Origin of the sequence: Micromonospora echinaurantiaca (assembly GCF_900090235.1) — a bacterium.
In the GTDB taxonomy this organism is placed as follows: domain Bacteria; phylum Actinomycetota; class Actinomycetes; order Mycobacteriales; family Micromonosporaceae; genus Micromonospora; species Micromonospora echinaurantiaca.
In genome coordinates, this window is sequence record NZ_LT607750.1 from 4,172,762 (window position 1) to 4,191,846 (window position 19,085).

A 19,085-nucleotide genomic window follows, 5' to 3' on the forward strand; every position below is an offset into this window, starting at 1 on the left:
GCCGGACGGGAGAGACGATTGGCCATCAGAGTGAACCGCAGGACCGCACTGGGCATCGGCACGGTGGCCACCGCCGGCACCGTGCTGGGTAGCGCGGTGCCCGCCGCCGCTGACCCGGGATCGTCGGCCGTCGCCGGCCGCTCCGCCCGGGTCAACGCCCGACCGGAACTGGTCGCGCCGCTGATCCAGGCGGCCTACCTGCGGGAGACGACGACGGCCGGCGGGAACTGGCAGGCCTACCTCAGCCTGGCCACCGCCGACGGGCCGCTGGAGGTCGTGGCCGACTCGCCCGACCAGGTGCTCGAGGCGTACAGCGTGAACAAGATCGCGGTCGCGGTGGCGGTGCTCGACAAGGTCGACCGAGGGCTGCTCACGCTGGACCAGCGGGTCGACGTGACCGCCGCGATCGTGGTGCCGGGCGGGGACGGCATCTTCAGCCTGGACAACGCCTACCCCAGCTCGGTCACCCTCGGCCACGCGCTGGCCGCCCTGCTGACCGTCTCGGACGACACAGCGGTACGCCTCTGCGGCCTGGTCTGCCCGGCCGCCGAGCTGAACAGCATCCTGGTGGCCAAGGGCTTCCCGAAGACGCAGGTGCAGCCGGTGGCCAACCCGAACCGGTTCTTCCTCGGCACCAGCACGCCCCGGGAGACGCACGACCTGCTGCGGGCGCTGGTCGCCGGCACCCTGCTCACGCCGGCCTCCACCGCGTTCCTGCTCAAGCTGCTGCGCTCCCCCATCGCGTTCAACGAGGGGATCCGGCGCACCACGTCGTCGGCCGAGCGGGCCCGGATCGCCACCAAGGCCGGCTGGTTCGCCGACGCCCGGCACGAGGCCGGCGTGATCTTCGACGCCGCCGGGGCACCGCTGGTGACGTACGTGCTCTTCGCCGACGGGCAGGCCGACCCGGACAACTACGGCGCCACCCACCCCGCCGTGACGGCCCGGGCCCGGCTGGGCCGGCGGATGCTGGACGTCACCGCCAACCTCACCGGCGCCGGGGTGACCCACCGGCTGGCCGCCCAGCGGCCGAGCAACGGCGGCTGAGCCGCCCGCGTGCCGCCGTGACCGCCGTGGCCGCCCGATTCGCCCGGCCACGGCGGTGCCACGGTGGCTACCGTGTAGGGCGGGAGACGGCGGAGGGGACGGCGATGCGGCGACCAGTGGGGCGATCGGAACTCGACCAGGCGTGGGGGCGCCGACTGCGCGGCGGCGTCGGGCTGGCCGCGCTCGCCGGGCTGGCCTGGGTCGCCCGGGACGTGCCGGCGGCGCTCGGTGGCCGGCTCACCGGCGCCCGGGCCGAGCGGGCCGCCCGCTCACCGCAGTTCCGCGACGGCACCTTCCACAACCGGGCGAGCACCCGGACGATGGTCGCCGACCCCGGCCGCAACCTGCTCTGGGAACTGGTCTTCGGCAAGCAGCAGCGCCGGCCCCGCTCGGCGGTGCCGCTGCTGCGCCCGGCCGAGCCGCCGGCCACCGACACCGACCGGCAGCTGAACGTCGTCTGGTACGGCCACGCCTCCGCGCTGATCGAGATCGAGGGCCGGCGGGTGCTGCTCGACCCGGTGTGGAGCGAACGCTGCTCACCGTCGGCCATGGTCGGCCCGCGCCGGCTGCACGAGCCCCCGGTACGCCTCGACGAACTGCCGCCGGTCGACGCGATCCTGATCTCGCACGACCACTACGACCACCTCGACATGGCCACCGTGCGAGCGTTGCTGGCGAGCCAGTCCGCGCCGTTCCTGGTGCCGCTCGGGGTCGGCGCGCACCTGGACCGCTGGGGCGTACCGGCGGACCGGATCGTCGAGCTGGACTGGTCGGAGTGCCACCGGGTGGGCGGGTTGGAGATCACCGCCACCGCCGCCCAGCACTTCTCCGGGCGGGGGCTGCGCCGCGACGGCACGTTGTGGAGCTCGTGGGTGATCGCCGGGGCGCGGCGCAAGGTCTTCTACACCGGTGACTCCGGCTACTTCGACGGGTACGCCGAGATCGGCGCGGAGCACGGCCCGTTCGACGTGACCCTGATGCAGATCGGCGCGTACGACCGGGCCTGGCCGAGCATCCACATGTTCCCCGAGGAGGCGGTCAGCGCCCACCTGGACCTGCGCGGCGGGCTGCTGATCCCGGTGCACTGGGCCACCTTCAACCTCGCCCTGCACGACTGGTCCGAGCCGGTGGACCGGCTCTGGGCCGAGGCCAAGGCGCGCGACGTGCGGCTGGCCGTGCCGCGGCCGGGCGAGCGGGTGGTGGTGGACGACCCGCCCGCGGTCGACGGCTGGTGGCAGTCGGTCGCCTGAGCGGTCCACTGGTCCGGGGCGCCGCCGGCGCGCCCGACGCCCCGCCGGACGCCCGGCCGGCGGTCAGAGCACGAAGGCGTCGGTCCAGAGGGCGCCGGAGCGGCCGGAGAGCGCGTCCAGCATGGCGACCGCCTGGTTGTCGGTGAGCTGCGCGACGAAGTCGACGATGGCCCGCCCCCGGGCCTTGCCGATCCGGTCCGGGGTACGCGGATGCAGCTCCGCCTCGGCCAGCTCGACCAGGTCGTGCAGCCGGCGCGGCAGCCGGGACTCCTCCTCGGGGTCGAGCAGCCAGTCCAGCAGCGCCTCCACCAGCGTGCCCAGCAGCCGGGCCTGGCCGCGCTGGTGCAGGGCCAGATCGGGCCGGGCCAGCACGAACCGGTGGTGGACGAACTTGAGCACCTGCACCTCGTGCCACTGCGCCGGGGCCAGCAGCACGTGCCCGGAGCGCACCGACGGGTGCTCCACCACGGTGATCGCGTCGACGAACCGGGTGGTCCACCGGGCGGAGAAGCGGGCCACGTACTGCTCCGCCTCGATCGAGCCGTCGAACGGCACCGCGAGCAGCCCCTCCACCAGTTCCTCGCGGACGTGCTCGACGGCGGCGGCGAACGCCTCGTCGTCGGCGACCCAGGCGTCCTTGCGGTGCAGCTGCCGGCGCAGCCGCTCGATCGCCGCGCCGGGCCGGCGGGCCGCGCTGCCCAGGGCGGCGTCGGTGATGGCCCGGAAGTGCCCGCTCTCGCGCTGCCACGCCATCAGCTCGGCGGCCACCGCCCCCTGCTGGAGCACACCGACCCGGTAGAAGTCCTCCACGTCGTGGATGGCGTACGCGATGTCGTCGGCGGTGTCCATCACGGACGCCTCGACGGTCTGCTGCCAGTCCGCGATCCGGCCGACGAACGGCTCCCGGGCCTGGCGCAGGTCGTCCACCTCGGTCCGGTACGCGCCGAACTTCGCCGAGCCGCTGGCCGGGTCGTCCGGCGGCGGGGTGGCACCGCGCGGCGGCGGCTCCATCAGCCGGGGGTGCGGATCGGGGTGGTCCAGCCGGGTCCACGGATATTTCAGCAGCGCCGCCCGGACGGCCGCGGTCAGGTCCAGGCCGGTGGTCGCCGCGCCCCGGATCTCGGTGCTGGTGACGATCCGGTACGACTGCGCGTTGCCCTCGAAGCCGTCGGCGAGCCCCAACCGGTGCCGGGCCAGCCGGTCCAGCACCCGCTCCCCCAGGTGCCCGAACGGCGGGTGGCCAAGGTCGTGCGCCAGTGCAGCCGCCTCCACCACGTCGGGATCGCAGCCACCGAGCTTCGCCAGCAGGTCGCGGTACTCGCCGTCGGCGGTGAGCCGTTCGGCGATCGCCCGCGCCACCTGGGCGACCTTGAGGCTGTGGGTGAGCCGGTTGTGCACCAGCAGGCCGGAGCCGACCGGGCTGATCACCTGGGTGACCCCGCCGAGGCGGGCGAAGAACGGCGAGCCGACGATCCGGTCGCGGTCCGACCGGAACGGACTCGTCGCCAGATCGCCGAGGGCCCGGGCGCTGCCGCCGAAGAGCCGCCGGGCGCGCGGCTCCGCAGGTTGCTCCATGATCGCCACGCTAGCGCAGGGTGGCCGGCGCCGACGACGGCTCGCCGCCGTACCGGCCGGGCGCGACGACGGCCGTCGGGGCCGGCCGGCAGAATGCAGGGCGGACCCCAGACCCGAAGGCGGATCGAGATCGTGACCCTCTCTGTTCATCAGCGGATCGCCGAGGAGCTCGGCGTCGCCGAGCGTCAGGTGCGGGCAGCCGTCGAGCTGCTCGACGGCGGCGCCACCGTGCCGTTCATCGCCCGGTACCGCAAGGAGGCCACCGGCCTGCTCGACGACACCCAGCTGCGCACCCTGGAGGAGCGGCTGCGCTACCTGCGCGAGCTGGACGAGCGACGGGCCGCCGTGCTGGAGTCGATCCGCGGCCAGGGCAAGCTGGACGAGGCGCTGGAAGCGCAGATCATGGCCGCCGACTCCAAGTCCCGGCTGGAGGACATCTACCTGCCCTACAAGCCGAAGCGGCGGACCCGGGCGCAGATCGCCCGCGAGGCGGGGCTGGAGCCGCTGGCCGACACGCTGCTGGCCGACCCGTCCCGGGAGCCCCGGGAGGTGGCCGCCGGCTTCGTCGACGCCGACAAGGGGGTGGCTGACGCGGCCGCCGCGCTAGACGGCGCCCGGGCCATCCTGATCGAGCGGTTCGCCGAGGACGCGGATCTGATCGGGTCGCTGCGCGAGCAGATGTGGTCGCGGGGCCGGCTGGTCTCCCGGGTACGCGACGGGCAGGAGCAGCCCGGCGCGAAGTTCGCCGACTACTTCGACTTCGCCGAGCCGTACCCGAAGCTGCCGTCGCACCGGATCCTGGCGATGTTCCGGGGCGAGAAGGAGGGCGTGCTCGACCTGACGATGGACCCGGAGCCGGGGGGTGACCCGGACGCGCTGGTTACCGGCCCGACCCGGTACGAGGCGGCCATCGCCGGCCGGTTCGGGATCACCGACCAGGGGCGCCCGGCCGACCGGTGGCTGGCCGACACGGTGCGCTGGGCCTGGCGTACCCGGATCCTCATCCACCTCGGCGCGGACCTGCGGATGCGCCTGTGGCAGGCGGCCGAGGAGGAGGCGGTCCGGGTCTTCGCCACCAACCTGCGCGACCTGCTGCTGGCCGCCCCGGCCGGCACCCGGGCGACCATGGGCCTCGACCCGGGGCTGCGCACCGGGGTGAAGGTCGCCGTGGTGGATGCCACCGGCAAGGTGGTCGCCACCGACACGATCTACCCGCACGAGCCGCGCCGGCAGTGGGACGCCTCGATCGAGACGCTGGCCCGGCTCGCCGCGGCGCACCGGGTGGAGCTGGTCGCGATCGGCAACGGCACCGCCTCGCGCGAGACCGACAAGCTGGCCGGTGAGCTGATCAAGCGGCACCCGCAGCTCAACCTCACCAAGGTGGTGGTCTCCGAGGCCGGCGCGTCGGTCTACTCGGCGTCCGCGTACGCCGCGCAGGAGCTGCCCGGGCTGGACGTCTCGCTGCGCGGGGCGGTCTCCATCGCCCGACGCCTGCAGGACCCGCTCGCCGAGCTGGTCAAGATCGACCCGCGGTCGATCGGGGTCGGCCAGTACCAGCACGACCTGTCGGAGGTAAAGCTCTCCCGGTCGCTGGACGCGGTGGTGGAGGACTGCGTGAACGCGGTCGGGGTGGACGTGAACACCGCCTCCGCGCCGCTGCTGACCCGGGTCTCCGGCATCGGCGCCGGGCTGGCGGAGAACATCGTGCTGCACCGGGACGCCAACGGCCCGTTCCGTTCCCGGGCCGAGCTGAAGAAGGTGCCGCGGCTCGGCCCGAAGGCGTTCGAGCAGTGCGCCGGCTTCCTGCGCATTCCCGACGGCGACGACCCGCTGGACTCCTCCAGCGTGCACCCGGAGGCGTACCCGGTGGTACGCCGGATCCTGGCGCACACCGGGCAGGACCTGCGGTCGCTGATCGGGAAGAGCGCCATCCTGCGCGGGCTGCGGGCCACCGATTTCGTCGACGAGACGTTCGGCCTGCCGACGGTCACCGACATTCTCGCCGAGCTGGAGAAGCCGGGCCGCGACCCGCGGCCGGAGTTCCGCACCGCCACCTTCGTCGAGGGGGTGGAGAAGATCAGCGACCTGGCGCCCGGCATGGTGCTGGAGGGCGTGGTCACCAACGTGGCCGCGTTCGGCGCGTTCGTGGACGTCGGGGTGCACCAGGACGGCCTGGTGCACGTCTCGGCGATGTCCCGGACGTTCGTCAAGGACCCCCGCGAGGTGGTCAAGTCCGGTGACGTGGTCCGGGTCAAGGTGCTCGACGTCGACGTGCCGCGCAAGCGGATCTCGCTGACCCTGCGACTGGAGGACGACGCGGAGCCCGGCGGCCGCCGGGAGCGCGGCGGCGGTCGCGGGGAGTCGGGCGGCCCGCGCGCCGACCGCGCCGACCGCGGTGCCCAGGGCGGGCGCGGCGGCCAGGGCGGGCGCGGCGGCCAGGGCGGTCGCGGCGGCGGCCAGGGCGGTCGCGGTGGGTCGCAGCGGCAGGGCCGGGGTGGTACGGCCCCGGCGCCGGCGCCGGCCAACGGCGCGATGGCCGACGCGCTGCGCCGGGCCGGCCTGGCTTGACCAGCCGGGCTGCCTGACGGGCTGGGCTGCGTGACGGGCCGGGGTGCGTGACGGGCCGGGCTGTTTGACGGGCCGGTCCACCTGCGCATCGGGAGGCGATGTGTGCCGGGCCAGCCTGGCCCGGCACAGCGCGGTGGTGCCAGGGTCGCCCGGCCCGACTGCACCCCGGAGCGACAGCGTGACTGCCCGGTGGTCGACCGTGCCGCAGGCTCGGCGCAGGCGGTCTTCCCGCCGAGCGGACGCTGTGGAGCTGATGTCGTAGACGGATCGCGGTGGTGACACCACGAACGGTCCACTCCGCCCCGACGGGACCCGCGCGGACCAGGACCGTCGCGCCCTGTCGACCTGCCCGCACAGCCGGGGCACACCAATCCGCCACCCGTCGAGCGACAGGACGGTGCGTGTGGCGACCGCTCGCCACGACCGGCGGTCTCACTGAGCCGCCCTCCAGCACAACAGCGGCCCGGGCGGCGGGTACCCCGGGGGGCCAGCCGGGCGGCGTTGAGGTGGGTGGGCGGGGGCGGTCGGGCGGGTGGGCGTACCGTCGCGTCGTGGGTGAGGTGGACGGCCTGGACTGGCGGGAGCGGCAGCGCCGCGCGGTGCGGGCGCACGCGGCGGCCGACGAGCGGCGCCGGGCGGCGGAGCGGGCCGAGGCCGCCGAGTTGGTGGCCGAATTCGTGGCCGAGGCGACCCGGCGTGGGCTGGCCACCACCCGGCTGGTCGCCCGCGACTACGCCGGGCGCGGCCGCTACCGCACCCGGCTCACCGGCTGGTACGTCGACCGGGCCCGGACCCGGGCGGTGGACGTCGACGGGCGGTTCCACCTGCTGACCGTGCCCGGCGGTCTGCGGGCGCGGCTGTTCGGCGCCGAGCCGCAGCCCAGCCCGCCGCCGCTGATCGTCGGGGAGGGCGGCCGGGACGGCGAGTCCGTCCCGCTCCGCACGCTGCTCGCCCGCCGGCTCGATGCCGGCGACGGCTGGCCGTGACCTGACTCAGCGGCCGCCCGCGCGGGCCGCCCGGCCTCCGCCGCCGGCTCGAGGCAGCTCGCCGCGTTGCGCGGCGCCGTGGCGGGCACGGTGTTGCAGGGCGCCGAACCGCCCGCGACGCCTGCCGTGACCGGACTTAGCGCCCGCGTCGCGCGGGCCGCCCGGCCTCGCGTCGGGCCAGCCGCCACCAGCCCAGCTGCTGTACGACGAGGGTGAGCAGCCCGGCGAGCACGATCGCGCACAGGTTGATCAACAGCTGTAGCGCCGAGCCGGCCGCCTCGTGCCAGACCCGGTACGCGGCGGCCACCGCGACGTTCGCGGCGGCCGGGACCGTGGTGACCGAGATCAGCACGCCGACCAGGCTGCCGGACTTCTTCGAGGTGAGCGAGAGCATGCCGGCCACCCCGGCGAGCAGACCGACCACCCAGGAGAGGGCGTCGGGCCGCCAGATGAAGTCGGTCAGCGGCCGTTCGGCCAGCAGCATGTCCCGGGTGACCAGGCCGGCCAGGTCCAGCGCCCAGGTGCTCAGCACGGTGGCCACCATCGCGGCCAGGAAGCCGACCACCAACGCCTGCACCGACCGGAGGATGACCCGGCCCCGGCGCCGCAGCAGCGCCACGCAGAGCGCCGCCAGCGGACCGAACTCCGGGCCCACCACCATCGCGCCGACGATGAGGATCGGCTGGTCCAGCAGCACACCGATGCCGGCGATCATCGTGGCCACGATGAGCAGCACCAGGTAGGTCGCGGAGAGTTCGGTCTGCTCGCCGGTCTTCGCGGCGATCTCGTCCCAGACCACCGCGTCGGCGCCGCTGCCGGGGGCGGTACGGGCGGCCCGGTCGGCGGCCGTCGAGATGGTCAGCTCCACGTCGTCGGCGGCGATGCCGCCGCGAGCTTCCACGCCGAGCTGCCGCAGGCCGTGCAGCACGCTGTCGGCGCTCTCCCGGACCACGTCGCAGAGGATGAGGTCGCCGCGCGGCTGGCGGGCGGCGTCGCTGAGCACCACCAGGTGGGTCACCCCGGGGTCGGCGGCCAGCAGATCCGTCACGGCCGGGGACTGGTCCGGCGGCACGATGACCCGCAGGTGCAGCACGGCACTCCCCTCGCCCGATCGGCCGCCGAGCAATCTACCGCCCGCCCGCCAACCCGAGGGTCCCGCGGGATCTACCTGGTCAGGGCCGTTTCCTCGGCGGGAGTTCTGGGGTTGATCCGACTGGTTACCGCCCGAGTGTCGTGATTCGGCACTGCTGCGAGCTAACCGCCTGTTACAACCCCTTTGTTGCTCAATGACTGTTGCAGGAGGTAAGAACGGTGCCTGGTCTCGTGATTGCGCCCGAACGCCCGCCGCGGCGGCCGGTCCGGCCCGAGCGGGGCAAGCGGATCATCGACGTGACCGTGGCCGCCGTGCTGCTGCTGCTCGCGACGCCGGCGCTGGCGCTGGTGGCGCTCCTGGTCGCGCTGGGCCTCGGCCGCCCGGTGCTGTTCCGCCAGCGCCGCGCCGGGCTGCACGGCCGGCTCTTCGACGTGGTCAAGTTCCGCACCATGCGGGCGCCCGACCCGAGCCGCGGGCTGGTCACCGACGGCGACCGGCTCACCCCGCTCGGCTGCTGGCTGCGGGCCACCAGCCTGGACGAGCTGCCCACGCTCTGGAACGTGCTGCGCGGCGACATGAGCCTGGTCGGGCCGCGCCCGCTGCTGCCGGAGTACCTGCCCCGCTACTCCCCCACCCAGGCCCGTCGACACGAGGTGCGGCCCGGGGTCACCGGGCTGGCCCAGGTACGCGGCCGCAACGGCCTGAGCTGGGAGGAGAAGTTCGACCTCGACGTGGAGTACGTCGACAACCGCTGCCTCCGGCTGGACCTGTCGATCCTCGTGGCGACCGTCCGCACGGTGCTGCGCCGCGAGGGCATCGCCGCTGCCGGCTCCCCGACCGCCCCCGAGTTCCTGGGCACGCCGAACCGGTCGGCGTCCCTCGATCGCACCCCGGCATGACCACCTGCCCCGGAGGCGCCTGATGAGCCCGACCATCTACCTGTCACCGCCCGACGTCGGGCCCCTGGAGGAGTCGTACCTGCTCGCCGCCCTGCGCTCGGGGTGGGTCGCGCCGGTCGGCCCCGATCTCGACGCGTTCGAGCGCGACGTGGCCGAGCGGGTGGGCGCCCGCGGTGCGGTAGCGGTGAGCTCCGGCACCGCCGCCCTGCACCTGGCCCTGCTGGGCGTCGGGGTCGGGCCCGACGACGTGGTCGTCGTGCCGACCCTGACCTTCGTGGCCACCGCGAACGCGGTCCGGTACACCGGCGCCCGGCCGGTCTTCGTCGACTGCGACCCGCACACCGGCAACGTCGACGTCCCGCTGCTGGCCGAACTGCTACGCCGGCTGGCCGACCGTGGCGAGCGGGTCGGCGCCGTGGTGCCGGTGGACATGTTCGGCAGCTGCGCCGACTACACGGCCCTGCTGCCGCTCTGCGCGGAAGCCGGCGTACCGGTGGTGGAGGACGCGGCCGAGGCACTCGGCGCCCGGCACGGCGGGCGGCCGGCCGGCACGTTCGGCCGGATCGGCGCCCTCTCCTTCAACGGCAACAAGATCATCACCACCTCCGGGGGCGGCATGCTGGTCTCCGACGACCTGGCGCTGCTGGCCCGGGCCCGGCACCTGGCCACCCAGGCGCGCGAGCCGCTGCCACACTACGAGCACCGCGAGACCGGCTACAACTACCGGCTGAGCAACCTGCTGGCCGCGTTGGGTCGGGCCCAGCTGGTCCGGCTGGACGGCATGATCGCCCGCCGCCGGCAGCTGCGCGACCGGTACGCCAAGCTCTTCGCACCGGTACCCGGGGTCGAGCTGATCGGCGCGGAGGACGCCGAGGCGAACTGCTGGCTGACCTGCATCCGGGTGGACCCCGAGCGGGCCGGTTGGCGAACCGCGGACCTCGCCACCCACCTGGCGGGGCGGGAGATCGAGACGCGGCCGGTGTGGCAGCCGATGCACCGGCAGCCGGCCTACGCCGGGGCCGAGAGCCTGCTCACCGGGGCGGCCGACGCGCTCTTCGCCGAGGGGCTCACCCTGCCCAGCGGCAGCGCGCTCACCGACCCGCAGATCGGGTACGTGCACGGCGCGATCGACGAGTTCCTGTCCCTGCGGACCGGAGCGGCGACGGCGTGATGATCCCACTGGTGGTGGTCGGCTGCGGCGGACACGGCCGGGAGGTGCTGACCATCGCCCGGGCCGTCAACGCCGCCGCCGGCCGGCAGCGCTGGCAACTGCTCGGCTTCCTCGACGACCGGCCCGCCGAGGAGAACCTCAAGCGGGTGCAGCGGCTGGACGTGCCGTACCTGGGTGGGCTCGACTGGCTGCGCGACGCGCCGGCGGACACCCACCACGTCATCGGCATCGGGGATCCCCGCGTCCGGCGCGCGGTCGGGCAACGCCTCGACCGGTACGCCACGCCGGCGGCCAGCCTGGTCCACCCGGCGGCCACGATTGGCCCGGACACCGAGCACGGGCCGGGGTTCGTCGCGTTCGCCGGCGCCCGGGTCACCACCAACGTGACCATCGGCCGGCACGTGCACCTCAACCAGAACGCCACCGTCGGCCACGACAGCACGCTCGCCGACTACGTCTCGGTGAACCCGCTCGCCGCCGTGTCGGGTGACTGCCAGTTGGCCGAAGGGGTGCTGATCGGGACCACCGCCGCGGTGTTGCAGGGGCTGCGCGTCGGACGGGACAGCACGGTCGGCGCGGGCGCCTGCGTGGTCCGGGACGTGCCGGAGGGCGTCGTGGTCAAGGGCGTACCCGCCCGGTGAGCGGAATCGTCCGCGCGGCGCGGGCGGCCCGTACATTCGGACGGCGATCGTAAAACCGCCCAAAAGGCTGGTCATGGCATGTAACTACTTAGACGAGCACAAAACTCCTCCCGCCGGTGCGTGGTGGGAGTGGTCGGAGACCGGACAGGAGCACACATGCCGCGGGACACACAGAGCACCCGTACGGAACTGACATCGCGGACCAGGGCACGCCGCCGGGCCATCGGCTTCCTCGCCACCGACACCACGGCGTGGATCGGCGGCTTCCTCGCGGCCGTCTGGACCCGGTACGAGTTCCAGCTACCCCCTGGCATGCTCGCCCGCGCCGCCGGGGTGGGCGCGGTCGCCGCCGTCGTGCACGTAGCGGTGGCCGGGCTGCGCCGGCTCTACTCGGGCCGGCATCCCCTCGGCAGCCTGCAGGAGGTGCAGGGCGTGGCGGGTACCACGCTCACCACGGCGGGCATCGTGCTGCTGGGCCTGCTGCCGTCGGTCGACCGGCCGGTACCGGCGAGCACACCGCTCGTCGGCGGCGCGCTCGCCCTGCTCTTCATGCTCGCCGCCCGGTTCGCCTACCGGCACCGCCGGGATCTGGCGATGCGGCCGGACGTCCGCTCCTCCACGCCCGTCCTGCTGTTCGGAATGGGTGACGCCGGGCAGGGCCTGCTGCGGGCGATGCTGAGCGACCCGCGCGGCCGGTACCTGCCGGTCGGCGCGCTCGACGACGACCCGGACAAGCGCGACCTGCGCATCGGCGGGGTACGGGTGCTCGGCGGCCGGCACGACGTGGGCGCCGCCGTCCGCCGCACCGGGGCCAGCACCGTCATCTTCTCGGTCGCCAACGCCGACGCCGCGCTGATCCGGCAGATCCGGGAGGCCACCCTGCAGACCGGCGCCGCGTTCAAGGTGCTGCCCCCGGTCCGCGACCTGCTCGACCACCGGATCACCGTCACCGACGTCCGCGACGTGCGGATCAGCGACCTGCTCGGCCGCCGCCAGGTCGTCGCCGACCTGCCCCTCACCAGCAACAGCATCGCCGGCCGTCGGGTGCTGGTCACCGGCGCCGGCGGCTCGATCGGTTCCGAGCTGTGCCGTCAGCTGATGAAGGCCGACCCGGGTGAGCTGATGATGCTCGACCGGGACGAGTCGGCCCTGCACAGCCTGCAGATGTCGCTGGCCGGGCGGGCCTTGCTGGACGGCCCCGAGCTGATCCTCGCCGACCTGCGCGACGACGAGGGCATCCGCCGGATCATCCAGGAACGCCGGCCGGACGTCATCTTCCACGCGGCCGCGCTGAAGCACCTCACGCTGCTGCAACGGCACCCCGGCGAGGCGGTGAAGACGAACGTCTGGGGCACATTGTCGGTGCTGGACGCCTGCCGCGACGTGGCCAAGTTCGTGAACATCTCCACCGACAAGGCGGCCGACCCGATCAGCGTGCTCGGCTACTCCAAGCGGATCACCGAGCGGCTGACCGCACACGCCGCCTCCCGGTTTCCCGGCACCTTCCTCAGCGTCCGGTTCGGCAACGTGCTGAGCAGCCGGGGCTCAGTGGTCACCGCGTTCCAGCGGCAGATCGAGGCGGGCCGCCCGCTGACCGTCACCCACCCCGAGGTGACCCGTTATCTGATGACGGTGCAGGAAGCGGTGCACCTGGTGCTGCAGGCCGCGGAGATCGGCCGGGACGGCGAGGCGTTGGTGCTCGACATGGGCGAACCGGTGCGCATCGCCGACCTGGCCCGGCAGCTGGCCGAGCAGGCGCAGAGCTCGGTGCCGATCGTCTACACCGGGCTGCGCCCCGGCGAGAAGCTGCACGAGGACCTGCTGGGCACCGGCGAGATCGACACCCGGCCGCTGCACCCGCTGATCTCACACGTGGCCGTCCCGGCGCTGGACCCGCTCGAGGTCAGCGGGCTCGACCCGTACGACGATCCGGAGAAGGTCATCGCCCAGCTCGCGCTGCTCTGCGCCGAGCCGTCGGGGCTCCGCGACGGCTCGGTGCAGGTGCCGCTCTCCCGCTGACCACAGGTCGACCCGCCGCCCGCGTTCACCGGGCGGCGGGTCGTTCCGTGTCCACCGACGCCGAACCCTTCCCGGCCGACCCGGGACGCGCGGCGTCACGGGTTCACATCGCGGTGGATCGAGCCGGCCGCCGCACGGGTGGCGTGGGGTGGCGGGACCGGCTCGGACGGCTGGTGGGCGGCACGGTCACGTGAGCTGGTGCTGACGAGCCCAATGGGTGTGACGACCTGCGGAGACGATGCGGGCCGGTGACCCGAATGTCGGTCACCGGCCCGTGAGACCAGCGGTCAGCGGCGGATGCCGGCCCAGTCGTGGTGGCGCCGGACGGTGGAGAGGATGAAGTCGACGACCCGGCGTGAGGTGTCCGGCACCCGGTAGTCGGCCGGGCACGGTACACCCGCGGCGGCCACCTGTTCGACGGTGACCTCGACCGCCTCCACCACCCCCTGCCGGTCGAGACCGGTCATGATGATGCCCCCGGCGTCCAGCGCCTCCGGGCGTTCGATCGACTCGCGTAGCGTGACCGCCGGGAACCCGAGGATGGCCGACTCCTCGCTGATGGTCCCGCTGTCCGACAGCGTGCAGTAGGCCCTGCTCTGCAGGTGCACGTAGTCGAGCAGGCCGAACGGCTCGTGGAACGCGATCCCGTCGAGGGCGGTGACGTCCGGCGCCAGCGCCTCCAGACGCTTGCGGGTGCGCGGATGGGTGGAGACCAGCACCGGGTAGCCCCAGCGGTCGCGGACCGCACGCAGGCACTCCAGCAGCCTCGCAAGCCGGTCCGGGCGATCCACGTTCTCCTCCCGGTGAGCGCTGACCAGGAAGTATTGGCCGGCCGTGAGTTCCAGCTGGCGCAGGATCGTGGAGGCGGCGATGTCGGCCCGGTAGTGCTCCAGCACCTCCCGCATCGGCGATCCGGTGTGCAGGATCCGTCGGGGGTGCAGCCCTTCGGCCAGCAGGTTACGCCGTGCGTGCTCGGTGTAGACCAGGTTGAAGTCGGCGACGTGGTCGACCAGCCGGCGGTTGGTCTCCTCCGGCACGTTCAGGTCGAAGCAGCGGTTGCCGGCCTCCATGTGGTAGACCGGCACCCGCATCCGCCGAGCCATCAGCGCGGCGATACAGCTGTTGGTGTCCCCGAGCACCAGCAGCGCGTCCGGTCGCAGCTCGGCGATGGCCGTCTCCACACCGACCAGCACGCCGCCGAGCACCCGGCCGAGGGAGGACGTGTCGACCCGGAGAAAACGGTCCGGCTCGCGCAGCCGCAGTTCGGTGAAGAAGACGTCGGAGAGGCTGCTGTCCCAGTTCTGACCGGTGTGCACGAGCACGTGGTCGACGGTGTCGTCCAACCGGGCGATCACCCGGGAGAGCCTGATGATCTCGGGTCGGGTGCCGACCATCGTCATGATCCGGGTCATGACCGTCCTCTCTCCGCGGCCACCTTGGCCAGAATGTCCTCGAACTGGTCGACGCCCACCCGGAGTGACATCCGGTCCCGGTAGACCTGGCGGGCCCGGCTACCCAACTCGGCCCGGGCCGCCGCCGGTCGGGCCGCCGCCTCGGTGAACCGTTCGGCCAGCGCGCGCCAGTCCCCGGGTGGACTCACCAGGCCGACGCCGGTGGCGCGGACCAGTGCGGCGGCATCGCCACCCACCGCCGCGATCACTGGCACGCCGCAGGCCAGCGCGGCCTGCAGCTTCGACGGGATGGTGCCGCGCAGGGCCGGCAGGTCGCGCAGGCAGACCAACTGCCAGTCCGCGGCGGCGTACAACTCGGCCATCTGCTCCGGCGGGCGGCGGCCGACGAACCGTACGTTGTCGGCGCCGAGGTCGGTGGCGAGCCGCCGCGCAGCGTCCTCGTCGGCGCCCGAACCCACCAGCACCAGGTCCATCCGGTCGCCGACGGCGGCCGCGGCCCGGATCGCCGTCTCGATCCCCTGCAACAGTCCCAGGTTGCCGGCGAACATCACGGTGCAGCGGCCACGATGGCCGAGCACGGCGCGGGCCTCGTCGGTGGCCGGCACCGGGCGGAACAGCGCGTCGTCGGTCCAGTTCCACACCACCCGCACCCGGGCCGGATCGGCCCCCCGCTCCACCACCAGGTCGGCCATCGCCGGCGAGATCACCACGATGGCGCCGGCCAGCCGGTACGTGGTCCGCATCAGCGTGGTGAGGCCGCGCTCCAGGGCGCGGCCGCCCCGGCCGGTCGGCGCCATCCCCGACTGCAGCACCGACTCGGGCCACATGTCCTGCACGTGCAGCACGATGGGGGTTCGCCGGGCCGCCCGGACCAGTGCGGCGGCGGCGATGGCGGTGGGTGGCGGGTGGTAGACGTAGGTCACGTCGACGCCGCCCAGCCAGCCGAGACCGGCCAACGCACTGCTGGCTCCGAAGGAGAGATGGCTCAGCGCGCGCCGGGCGGCCGAGGTGTCGTGGCTCGGGTACGCGGGCACTCGGCGGATCGCCACCCGGCCGTCGATCTCGCGGTGCCGCCACCGCTGTCGCCAATCGGGAAAGACCCGACCGTGCGGGTAGCTCGGGAACGTGGTGAGCACCCGCACCTCGTGGCCCCGTTCGGCGAGCTGGTTGGCGAGATTGCCGGGGATGAACACACCCTCGGGCGGATACCACTGGCTGACCAGACCGACCTTCACGCGGCGACCGCCACGGGCGACGGGCGGGCCGCCTCCACCGGCTCCGGCCAGGTGTCGGGTCGGGCCGGGTCGAACAGCTCGTTCGTCCAGAACATCGTGACCAGCTCGTCCGGGCCGGTGTTGACCAGCTTGTGCGCCCACATGGTGGGCATGTCGATCAGTACCGGCTCGGTGCCGGTGACCGGGAACCGGAGCACCTCGGTGTCGCCGACCCGGCGCAGGCTGATCTCGGCCGAGCCGCGCAGCACCACGAAGCGTTCCACCTTGGCCAGGTGGAAATGCTCACCGCGGGTGACTCCCGGCCGGGTGGTCGAGCAGAAGGTCTGGCCGGCGCCCCCGTGTGCCTTGACCGTCTCGACGAGCTCACCCCGGGCGTCCGCCCGGCGAGGCAGGGCAAGCGGGTAGCGCGCCGGGAAGCAGTGGGACCGGTAGGTGTTGAACAGTCGCACGTCGTGCCGATCCAGCAGGGACGGGATCTCGCCGGTGCGGTAGACGGCGGCGATCTCGGTGAGCCGGTCCGCGAGGTCTCGGACACCGGTCCGCAGCGCCGGCATGCCGGGGTCCCAGGACCCGCCGGCCGGTATCCCGGCCAGCCTGGCCGCCGCATCGGTGACGTGCACGAGCGCGAACTCCCGGTCGCCGTGCACCTCGGGTCGCCCGCCGTCGGCCAGCAGCCGGCAGAAGGTGGCCACCGCCGAGTTGTAGTGCGGCCGGCCGTGCTCTCCGTAGAGGTTCGGCAACATCAGGTCGTCGAAGGGCAGACCGACATCGGCGAGAATGCCGGCGGCGGTGGCCTTGGCGTCGCCGTACGGAGTGCCGTTGCCGGCCTGCACGGAGTTGGCGAAGACCAGGGCGCCGGGCGGGGTCGGACAGCGCCGCAGCCCCTCGGCGAGCTGAACGGCGAGGTCGACGTTGCCACCCGCCACCTCGGCGGGCTCCCCCCGATTCACGCCGGCCAGATGGAGCACCCGGTCGACCCCGGCGACCTTCGCGGCCACCTGGCTCGGGTCGGTCAGGTCGGCCCGGGTGACGACGGCAGGCTCAGGCCAGCCGAGTGCGCGCAGCAGCACCCGCACATGCCATCCGAGGAAACCGCCGGCACCGGTGATCGCGAGCCTCAGCACGCCAGCACCGGATCCCGCAGGGCCAGTTCCGCACGGACCTCCGGCAACGTCTTCAACAGCTCGACGATCGCGGGTACGTCCAGCCGCGGCGCGTTGGCCGAGTTGAAGTCCTCGACCGGCCCCGCCCCGAGTTCGCCCTCGGACACGTAGAGCGCGTAGTTCAGGTCCCGGGCGTCCAGCGGCACCCGGAGGAAGTCGCCGAAGTCGTCGGCCTGGGCGAGCTCCTCCCGACTGGCCAGCGTCTCGTCCTGCTTCTCGCCGTGGCGTACGCCGATCACGTCGAGCTTGGCCGGTACGTCGAACAGCTGGCAGACGGCCTCGGCCAAGTCCCCGATGGTGCAGGCGGCGGCCTTGCGAATGAAGATGTCGCCGGCCCGGGCGTGCTGGAAGGCGTGCTCGACGAGCTCCACCGATTCCTCGAGGGACATCAGGAACCGGGTCATGCCCGGGTCCGTCACCGTGGGGGCGCGGCCCGCCTTGATCTGCTCGATGAAGAGCGGGATGACCGAGCCACGCGAGTACATGACGTTGCCGTACCGGACGCAGGAGACGGTGGTGGCGCTGTTCGGGTTGTTCCGCGCGTGCGCCTGCGCCACCTTCTCCATGAGTGCCTTGGTCATGCCCATCACGTTCACCGGGTAGACGGCCTTGTCCGTACTCAGCACGACCACCGAGCCGACTCCGCTGCGCTGCGCTGCCTCGACGACGTTGGCGCTGCCCACCACGTTGGTGCGGACCGCCTCCAGCGGGAAGAACTCGCAGGACGGCACCTGCTTCAGGGCCGCCGCGTGGAAGACGTAGTCGATGCCACGGCTGGCCCGCAGCACCGAGTCGTAGTCCCGCACGTCGCCGACGTGGTACCGCACCCGGTTGTCCCCGAGCAGTCGGCGCATCGCGTCCTGTTTGGCCTCGTCCCGGCTGAGCACCCGGACCTCCTCGACCCCCCGGTCGAGGAGCCGGCGCACCATGGTTTGGCCGAAGGATCCGGTGCCGCCGGTTATCAACACCCGGCTACCAGCAGGTAGAACGCTCACGGACGCTCCTTCGATGCTCGACCTGGGCGGCGCGCACCCATGAGGCCGCCCGCACGTGTACATCCGGTCAACGAGAGCAACAAGGTGAAGAAACGCCCAAACGGGCATGTTCAACCCAATCAGCGATTCCTGCGCCCAGACAGGAGCTTGAAGTAGCGCGACCGAATTCGGTAGAGCGTCGGATCGGACATCGACGCGATGGCCAGCCGGTCGATCAGCGGCAGATCGGGCCCGAACAACACCCGCAACGTCTGGCCGTTGTACCGGAGCTCTTCCGCCCACCAGAGCTGCTTCAACAGTTGACGACTGGCTTCGGGCAGGTTGAGCCGCGCGCTCGCCAGCAACGCCTGGTACGCCTGATGCCGCCGGCGAGTCGACTCGTTGAGCTGCGTAAACGACTCAGCGCGCTGGTTGGAGTTTCCTTCATGCATCCGGTAATGCAGCACGACATGCGGCAGCGAGATCACTCGGCTGGCCAGCGCTTCGGCCGCGTGCCCGAGCCAGATGTCCTCACTCCGGAGGCTCTCGTCGATCGGAAAGACGAGGTCTGCAAGGCCGCGTGTCATCGTGATGCTCCCGCCAGACCTGCTCGCCGAGTCTCCGCGCGGCAGCACCATCCCGTCCCATCGGGGGTTCTCCGAGAACGTCCGTAGCTTGAAGAAGGCGACGACCCGCTCCTCCGCCGGTGTCCCGCCGAGGGCCTCCGCCCGGTGACGCAATGAGTCCACGGGCATGATGTCGTCCCCGGCGAGCAGCACCACCACCGCACCTGTCGACGCGGCGTACGCGAGGTTGAAGGCCCGCGCCTTACCGATCTTCCGGCCTTGCCCGACCACCTGGATGCGGGGGTCCGCCGCTGCGGCGGCAGTGATCAGTTCCACCGTCCGGTCTGTCGAACCATCGTCGACGAAGAGCAGTTCCCAGTCCGGGTGGAGTTGGGATCGCACGCTGGCGATCATTTCTTCGACGTGCTGCTGCTCGTTGTATACCGCCGACAAGATCGAAATCTTCATTTTTCCTCCATAGTGTCG

The 19,085-nt window shown here is 73.0% G+C and carries 15 protein-coding genes; 8 read left to right on the plus strand and 7 right to left on the minus strand.

Annotated features, from left to right (window positions below):
* Positions 1-30 precede the first annotated feature (30 nt).
* Positions 31-1,047: a serine hydrolase gene (locus tag GA0070609_RS18800; protein WP_231928334.1), complete on the plus strand. Its 1,017-nt coding sequence runs from the start codon at positions 31-33 to the stop codon at positions 1,045-1,047.
* A gap of 104 nt (positions 1,048-1,151) precedes the next feature.
* Positions 1,152-2,297, plus strand: coding sequence for an MBL fold metallo-hydrolase (locus tag GA0070609_RS18805; protein ID WP_088994997.1), 1,146 nt, complete (start codon positions 1,152-1,154; stop codon positions 2,295-2,297).
* Positions 2,298-2,360: 63 nt separating this feature from the next.
* Here GA0070609_RS18805 and GA0070609_RS18810 read toward each other — a convergent pair whose 3' ends face one another.
* Positions 2,361-3,872: a deoxyguanosinetriphosphate triphosphohydrolase family protein gene (locus tag GA0070609_RS18810; protein WP_088997823.1), complete on the minus strand. Its 1,512-nt coding sequence runs from the start codon at positions 3,870-3,872 to the stop codon at positions 2,361-2,363.
* A 93-nt stretch (positions 3,873-3,965) separates the two neighbouring features.
* Between GA0070609_RS18810 and GA0070609_RS18815 the strand changes: the two genes are divergently transcribed.
* The gene (locus GA0070609_RS18815; RefSeq protein WP_088994998.1) at positions 3,966-6,440 is read left to right on the plus strand and encodes a Tex family protein; all 2,475 of its coding nucleotides are present in this window, start codon (positions 3,966-3,968) and stop codon (positions 6,438-6,440) included.
* A 551-nt stretch (positions 6,441-6,991) separates the two neighbouring features.
* Positions 6,992-7,426: a hypothetical protein gene (locus GA0070609_RS18820; RefSeq protein WP_088994999.1), complete on the plus strand. Its 435-nt coding sequence runs from the start codon at positions 6,992-6,994 to the stop codon at positions 7,424-7,426.
* A 136-nt stretch (positions 7,427-7,562) separates the two neighbouring features.
* Here the strand turns inward: GA0070609_RS18820 and GA0070609_RS18825 are convergent, their stop codons facing one another.
* Positions 7,563-8,519 (minus strand): DUF389 domain-containing protein, encoded by a 957-nt coding sequence (locus GA0070609_RS18825; protein ID WP_088995000.1) that lies wholly within the window; start codon positions 8,517-8,519, stop codon positions 7,563-7,565.
* A gap of 230 nt (positions 8,520-8,749) precedes the next feature.
* Between GA0070609_RS18825 and GA0070609_RS18830 the strand changes: the two genes are divergently transcribed.
* The 4 genes from GA0070609_RS18830 to GA0070609_RS18845 all read left to right on the plus strand — a co-directional run bounded on the left by GA0070609_RS18830 (position 8,750) and on the right by GA0070609_RS18845 (position 13,249).
* Complete coding sequence (locus tag GA0070609_RS18830; RefSeq protein WP_269459254.1) at positions 8,750-9,418, plus strand: sugar transferase; 669 nt, start codon at positions 8,750-8,752, stop codon at positions 9,416-9,418.
* 22 nt (positions 9,419-9,440) lie between these two features.
* Entirely contained in the window at positions 9,441-10,589 is a 1,149-nt protein-coding gene (locus tag GA0070609_RS18835; protein ID WP_088995001.1) for a DegT/DnrJ/EryC1/StrS family aminotransferase, read from the plus strand.
* Complete coding sequence (locus GA0070609_RS18840; RefSeq protein ID WP_231928892.1) at positions 10,589-11,230, plus strand: acetyltransferase; 642 nt, start codon at positions 10,589-10,591, stop codon at positions 11,228-11,230. Before GA0070609_RS18835 ends, GA0070609_RS18840 begins: the two co-directional genes overlap by 1 nt.
* Before the next feature lie 156 nt (positions 11,231-11,386).
* Positions 11,387-13,249, plus strand: coding sequence for a nucleoside-diphosphate sugar epimerase/dehydratase (locus tag GA0070609_RS18845; protein ID WP_088995003.1), 1,863 nt, complete (start codon positions 11,387-11,389; stop codon positions 13,247-13,249).
* A gap of 287 nt (positions 13,250-13,536) precedes the next feature.
* Here the strand turns inward: GA0070609_RS18845 and wecB are convergent, their stop codons facing one another.
* From wecB to GA0070609_RS18870, 5 genes are all read right to left on the minus strand, one after another.
* Positions 13,537-14,661 carry a non-hydrolyzing UDP-N-acetylglucosamine 2-epimerase gene (gene wecB, locus GA0070609_RS18850; protein WP_088995004.1) on the minus strand — a complete coding sequence of 375 codons (1,125 nt, stop codon included), beginning with the start codon at positions 14,659-14,661 and terminating at the stop codon, positions 13,537-13,539.
* The gene (locus tag GA0070609_RS18855) at positions 14,658-15,896 is read right to left on the minus strand and encodes a glycosyltransferase family 4 protein (protein ID WP_088995005.1); all 1,239 of its coding nucleotides are present in this window, start codon (positions 15,894-15,896) and stop codon (positions 14,658-14,660) included. Before GA0070609_RS18855 ends, wecB begins: the two co-directional genes overlap by 4 nt.
* Positions 15,893-17,020, minus strand: coding sequence for a polysaccharide biosynthesis C-terminal domain-containing protein (locus GA0070609_RS18860; RefSeq protein WP_088995006.1), 1,128 nt, complete (start codon positions 17,018-17,020; stop codon positions 15,893-15,895). The genes GA0070609_RS18855 and GA0070609_RS18860 overlap by 4 nt, the downstream gene beginning before the upstream one ends.
* The gene (locus GA0070609_RS18865) at positions 17,014-18,054 is read right to left on the minus strand and encodes an SDR family NAD(P)-dependent oxidoreductase (RefSeq protein WP_088995007.1); all 1,041 of its coding nucleotides are present in this window, start codon (positions 18,052-18,054) and stop codon (positions 17,014-17,016) included. Before GA0070609_RS18865 ends, GA0070609_RS18860 begins: the two co-directional genes overlap by 7 nt.
* A 119-nt stretch (positions 18,055-18,173) precedes the next feature.
* On the minus strand, positions 18,174-19,067 hold the full coding sequence (locus GA0070609_RS18870) for a glycosyltransferase family 2 protein (RefSeq protein WP_088995008.1): 894 nt from the start codon (positions 19,065-19,067) through the stop codon (positions 18,174-18,176).
* Between the last annotated feature and the right edge of the window lie 18 nt (positions 19,068-19,085).

Bases quoted from the DNA above. Each gene is read 5' to 3' on its own strand.
- GA0070609_RS18805 (WP_088994997.1), top strand. From the start codon at position 1,152: ATGCGGCGACCAGTGGGGCGATCGGAACTCGACCAGGCGTGGGGGCGC.
- GA0070609_RS18810 (WP_088997823.1), bottom strand. From the start codon at position 3,872: ATGGAGCAACCTGCGGAGCCGCGCGCCCGGCGGCTCTTCGGCGGCAGC.
- GA0070609_RS18815 (WP_088994998.1), top strand. From the start codon at position 3,966: ATGCAGGGCGGACCCCAGACCCGAAGGCGGATCGAGATCGTGACCCTC.
- GA0070609_RS18835 (WP_088995001.1), top strand. From the start codon at position 9,441: ATGAGCCCGACCATCTACCTGTCACCGCCCGACGTCGGGCCCCTGGAG.
- GA0070609_RS18840 (WP_231928892.1), top strand. From the start codon at position 10,589: ATGATCCCACTGGTGGTGGTCGGCTGCGGCGGACACGGCCGGGAGGTG.
- GA0070609_RS18845 (WP_088995003.1), top strand. From the start codon at position 11,387: ATGCCGCGGGACACACAGAGCACCCGTACGGAACTGACATCGCGGACC.
- wecB (WP_088995004.1), bottom strand. From the start codon at position 14,661: ATGACCCGGATCATGACGATGGTCGGCACCCGACCCGAGATCATCAGG.
- GA0070609_RS18870 (WP_088995008.1), bottom strand. From the start codon at position 19,067: ATGAAGATTTCGATCTTGTCGGCGGTATACAACGAGCAGCAGCACGTC.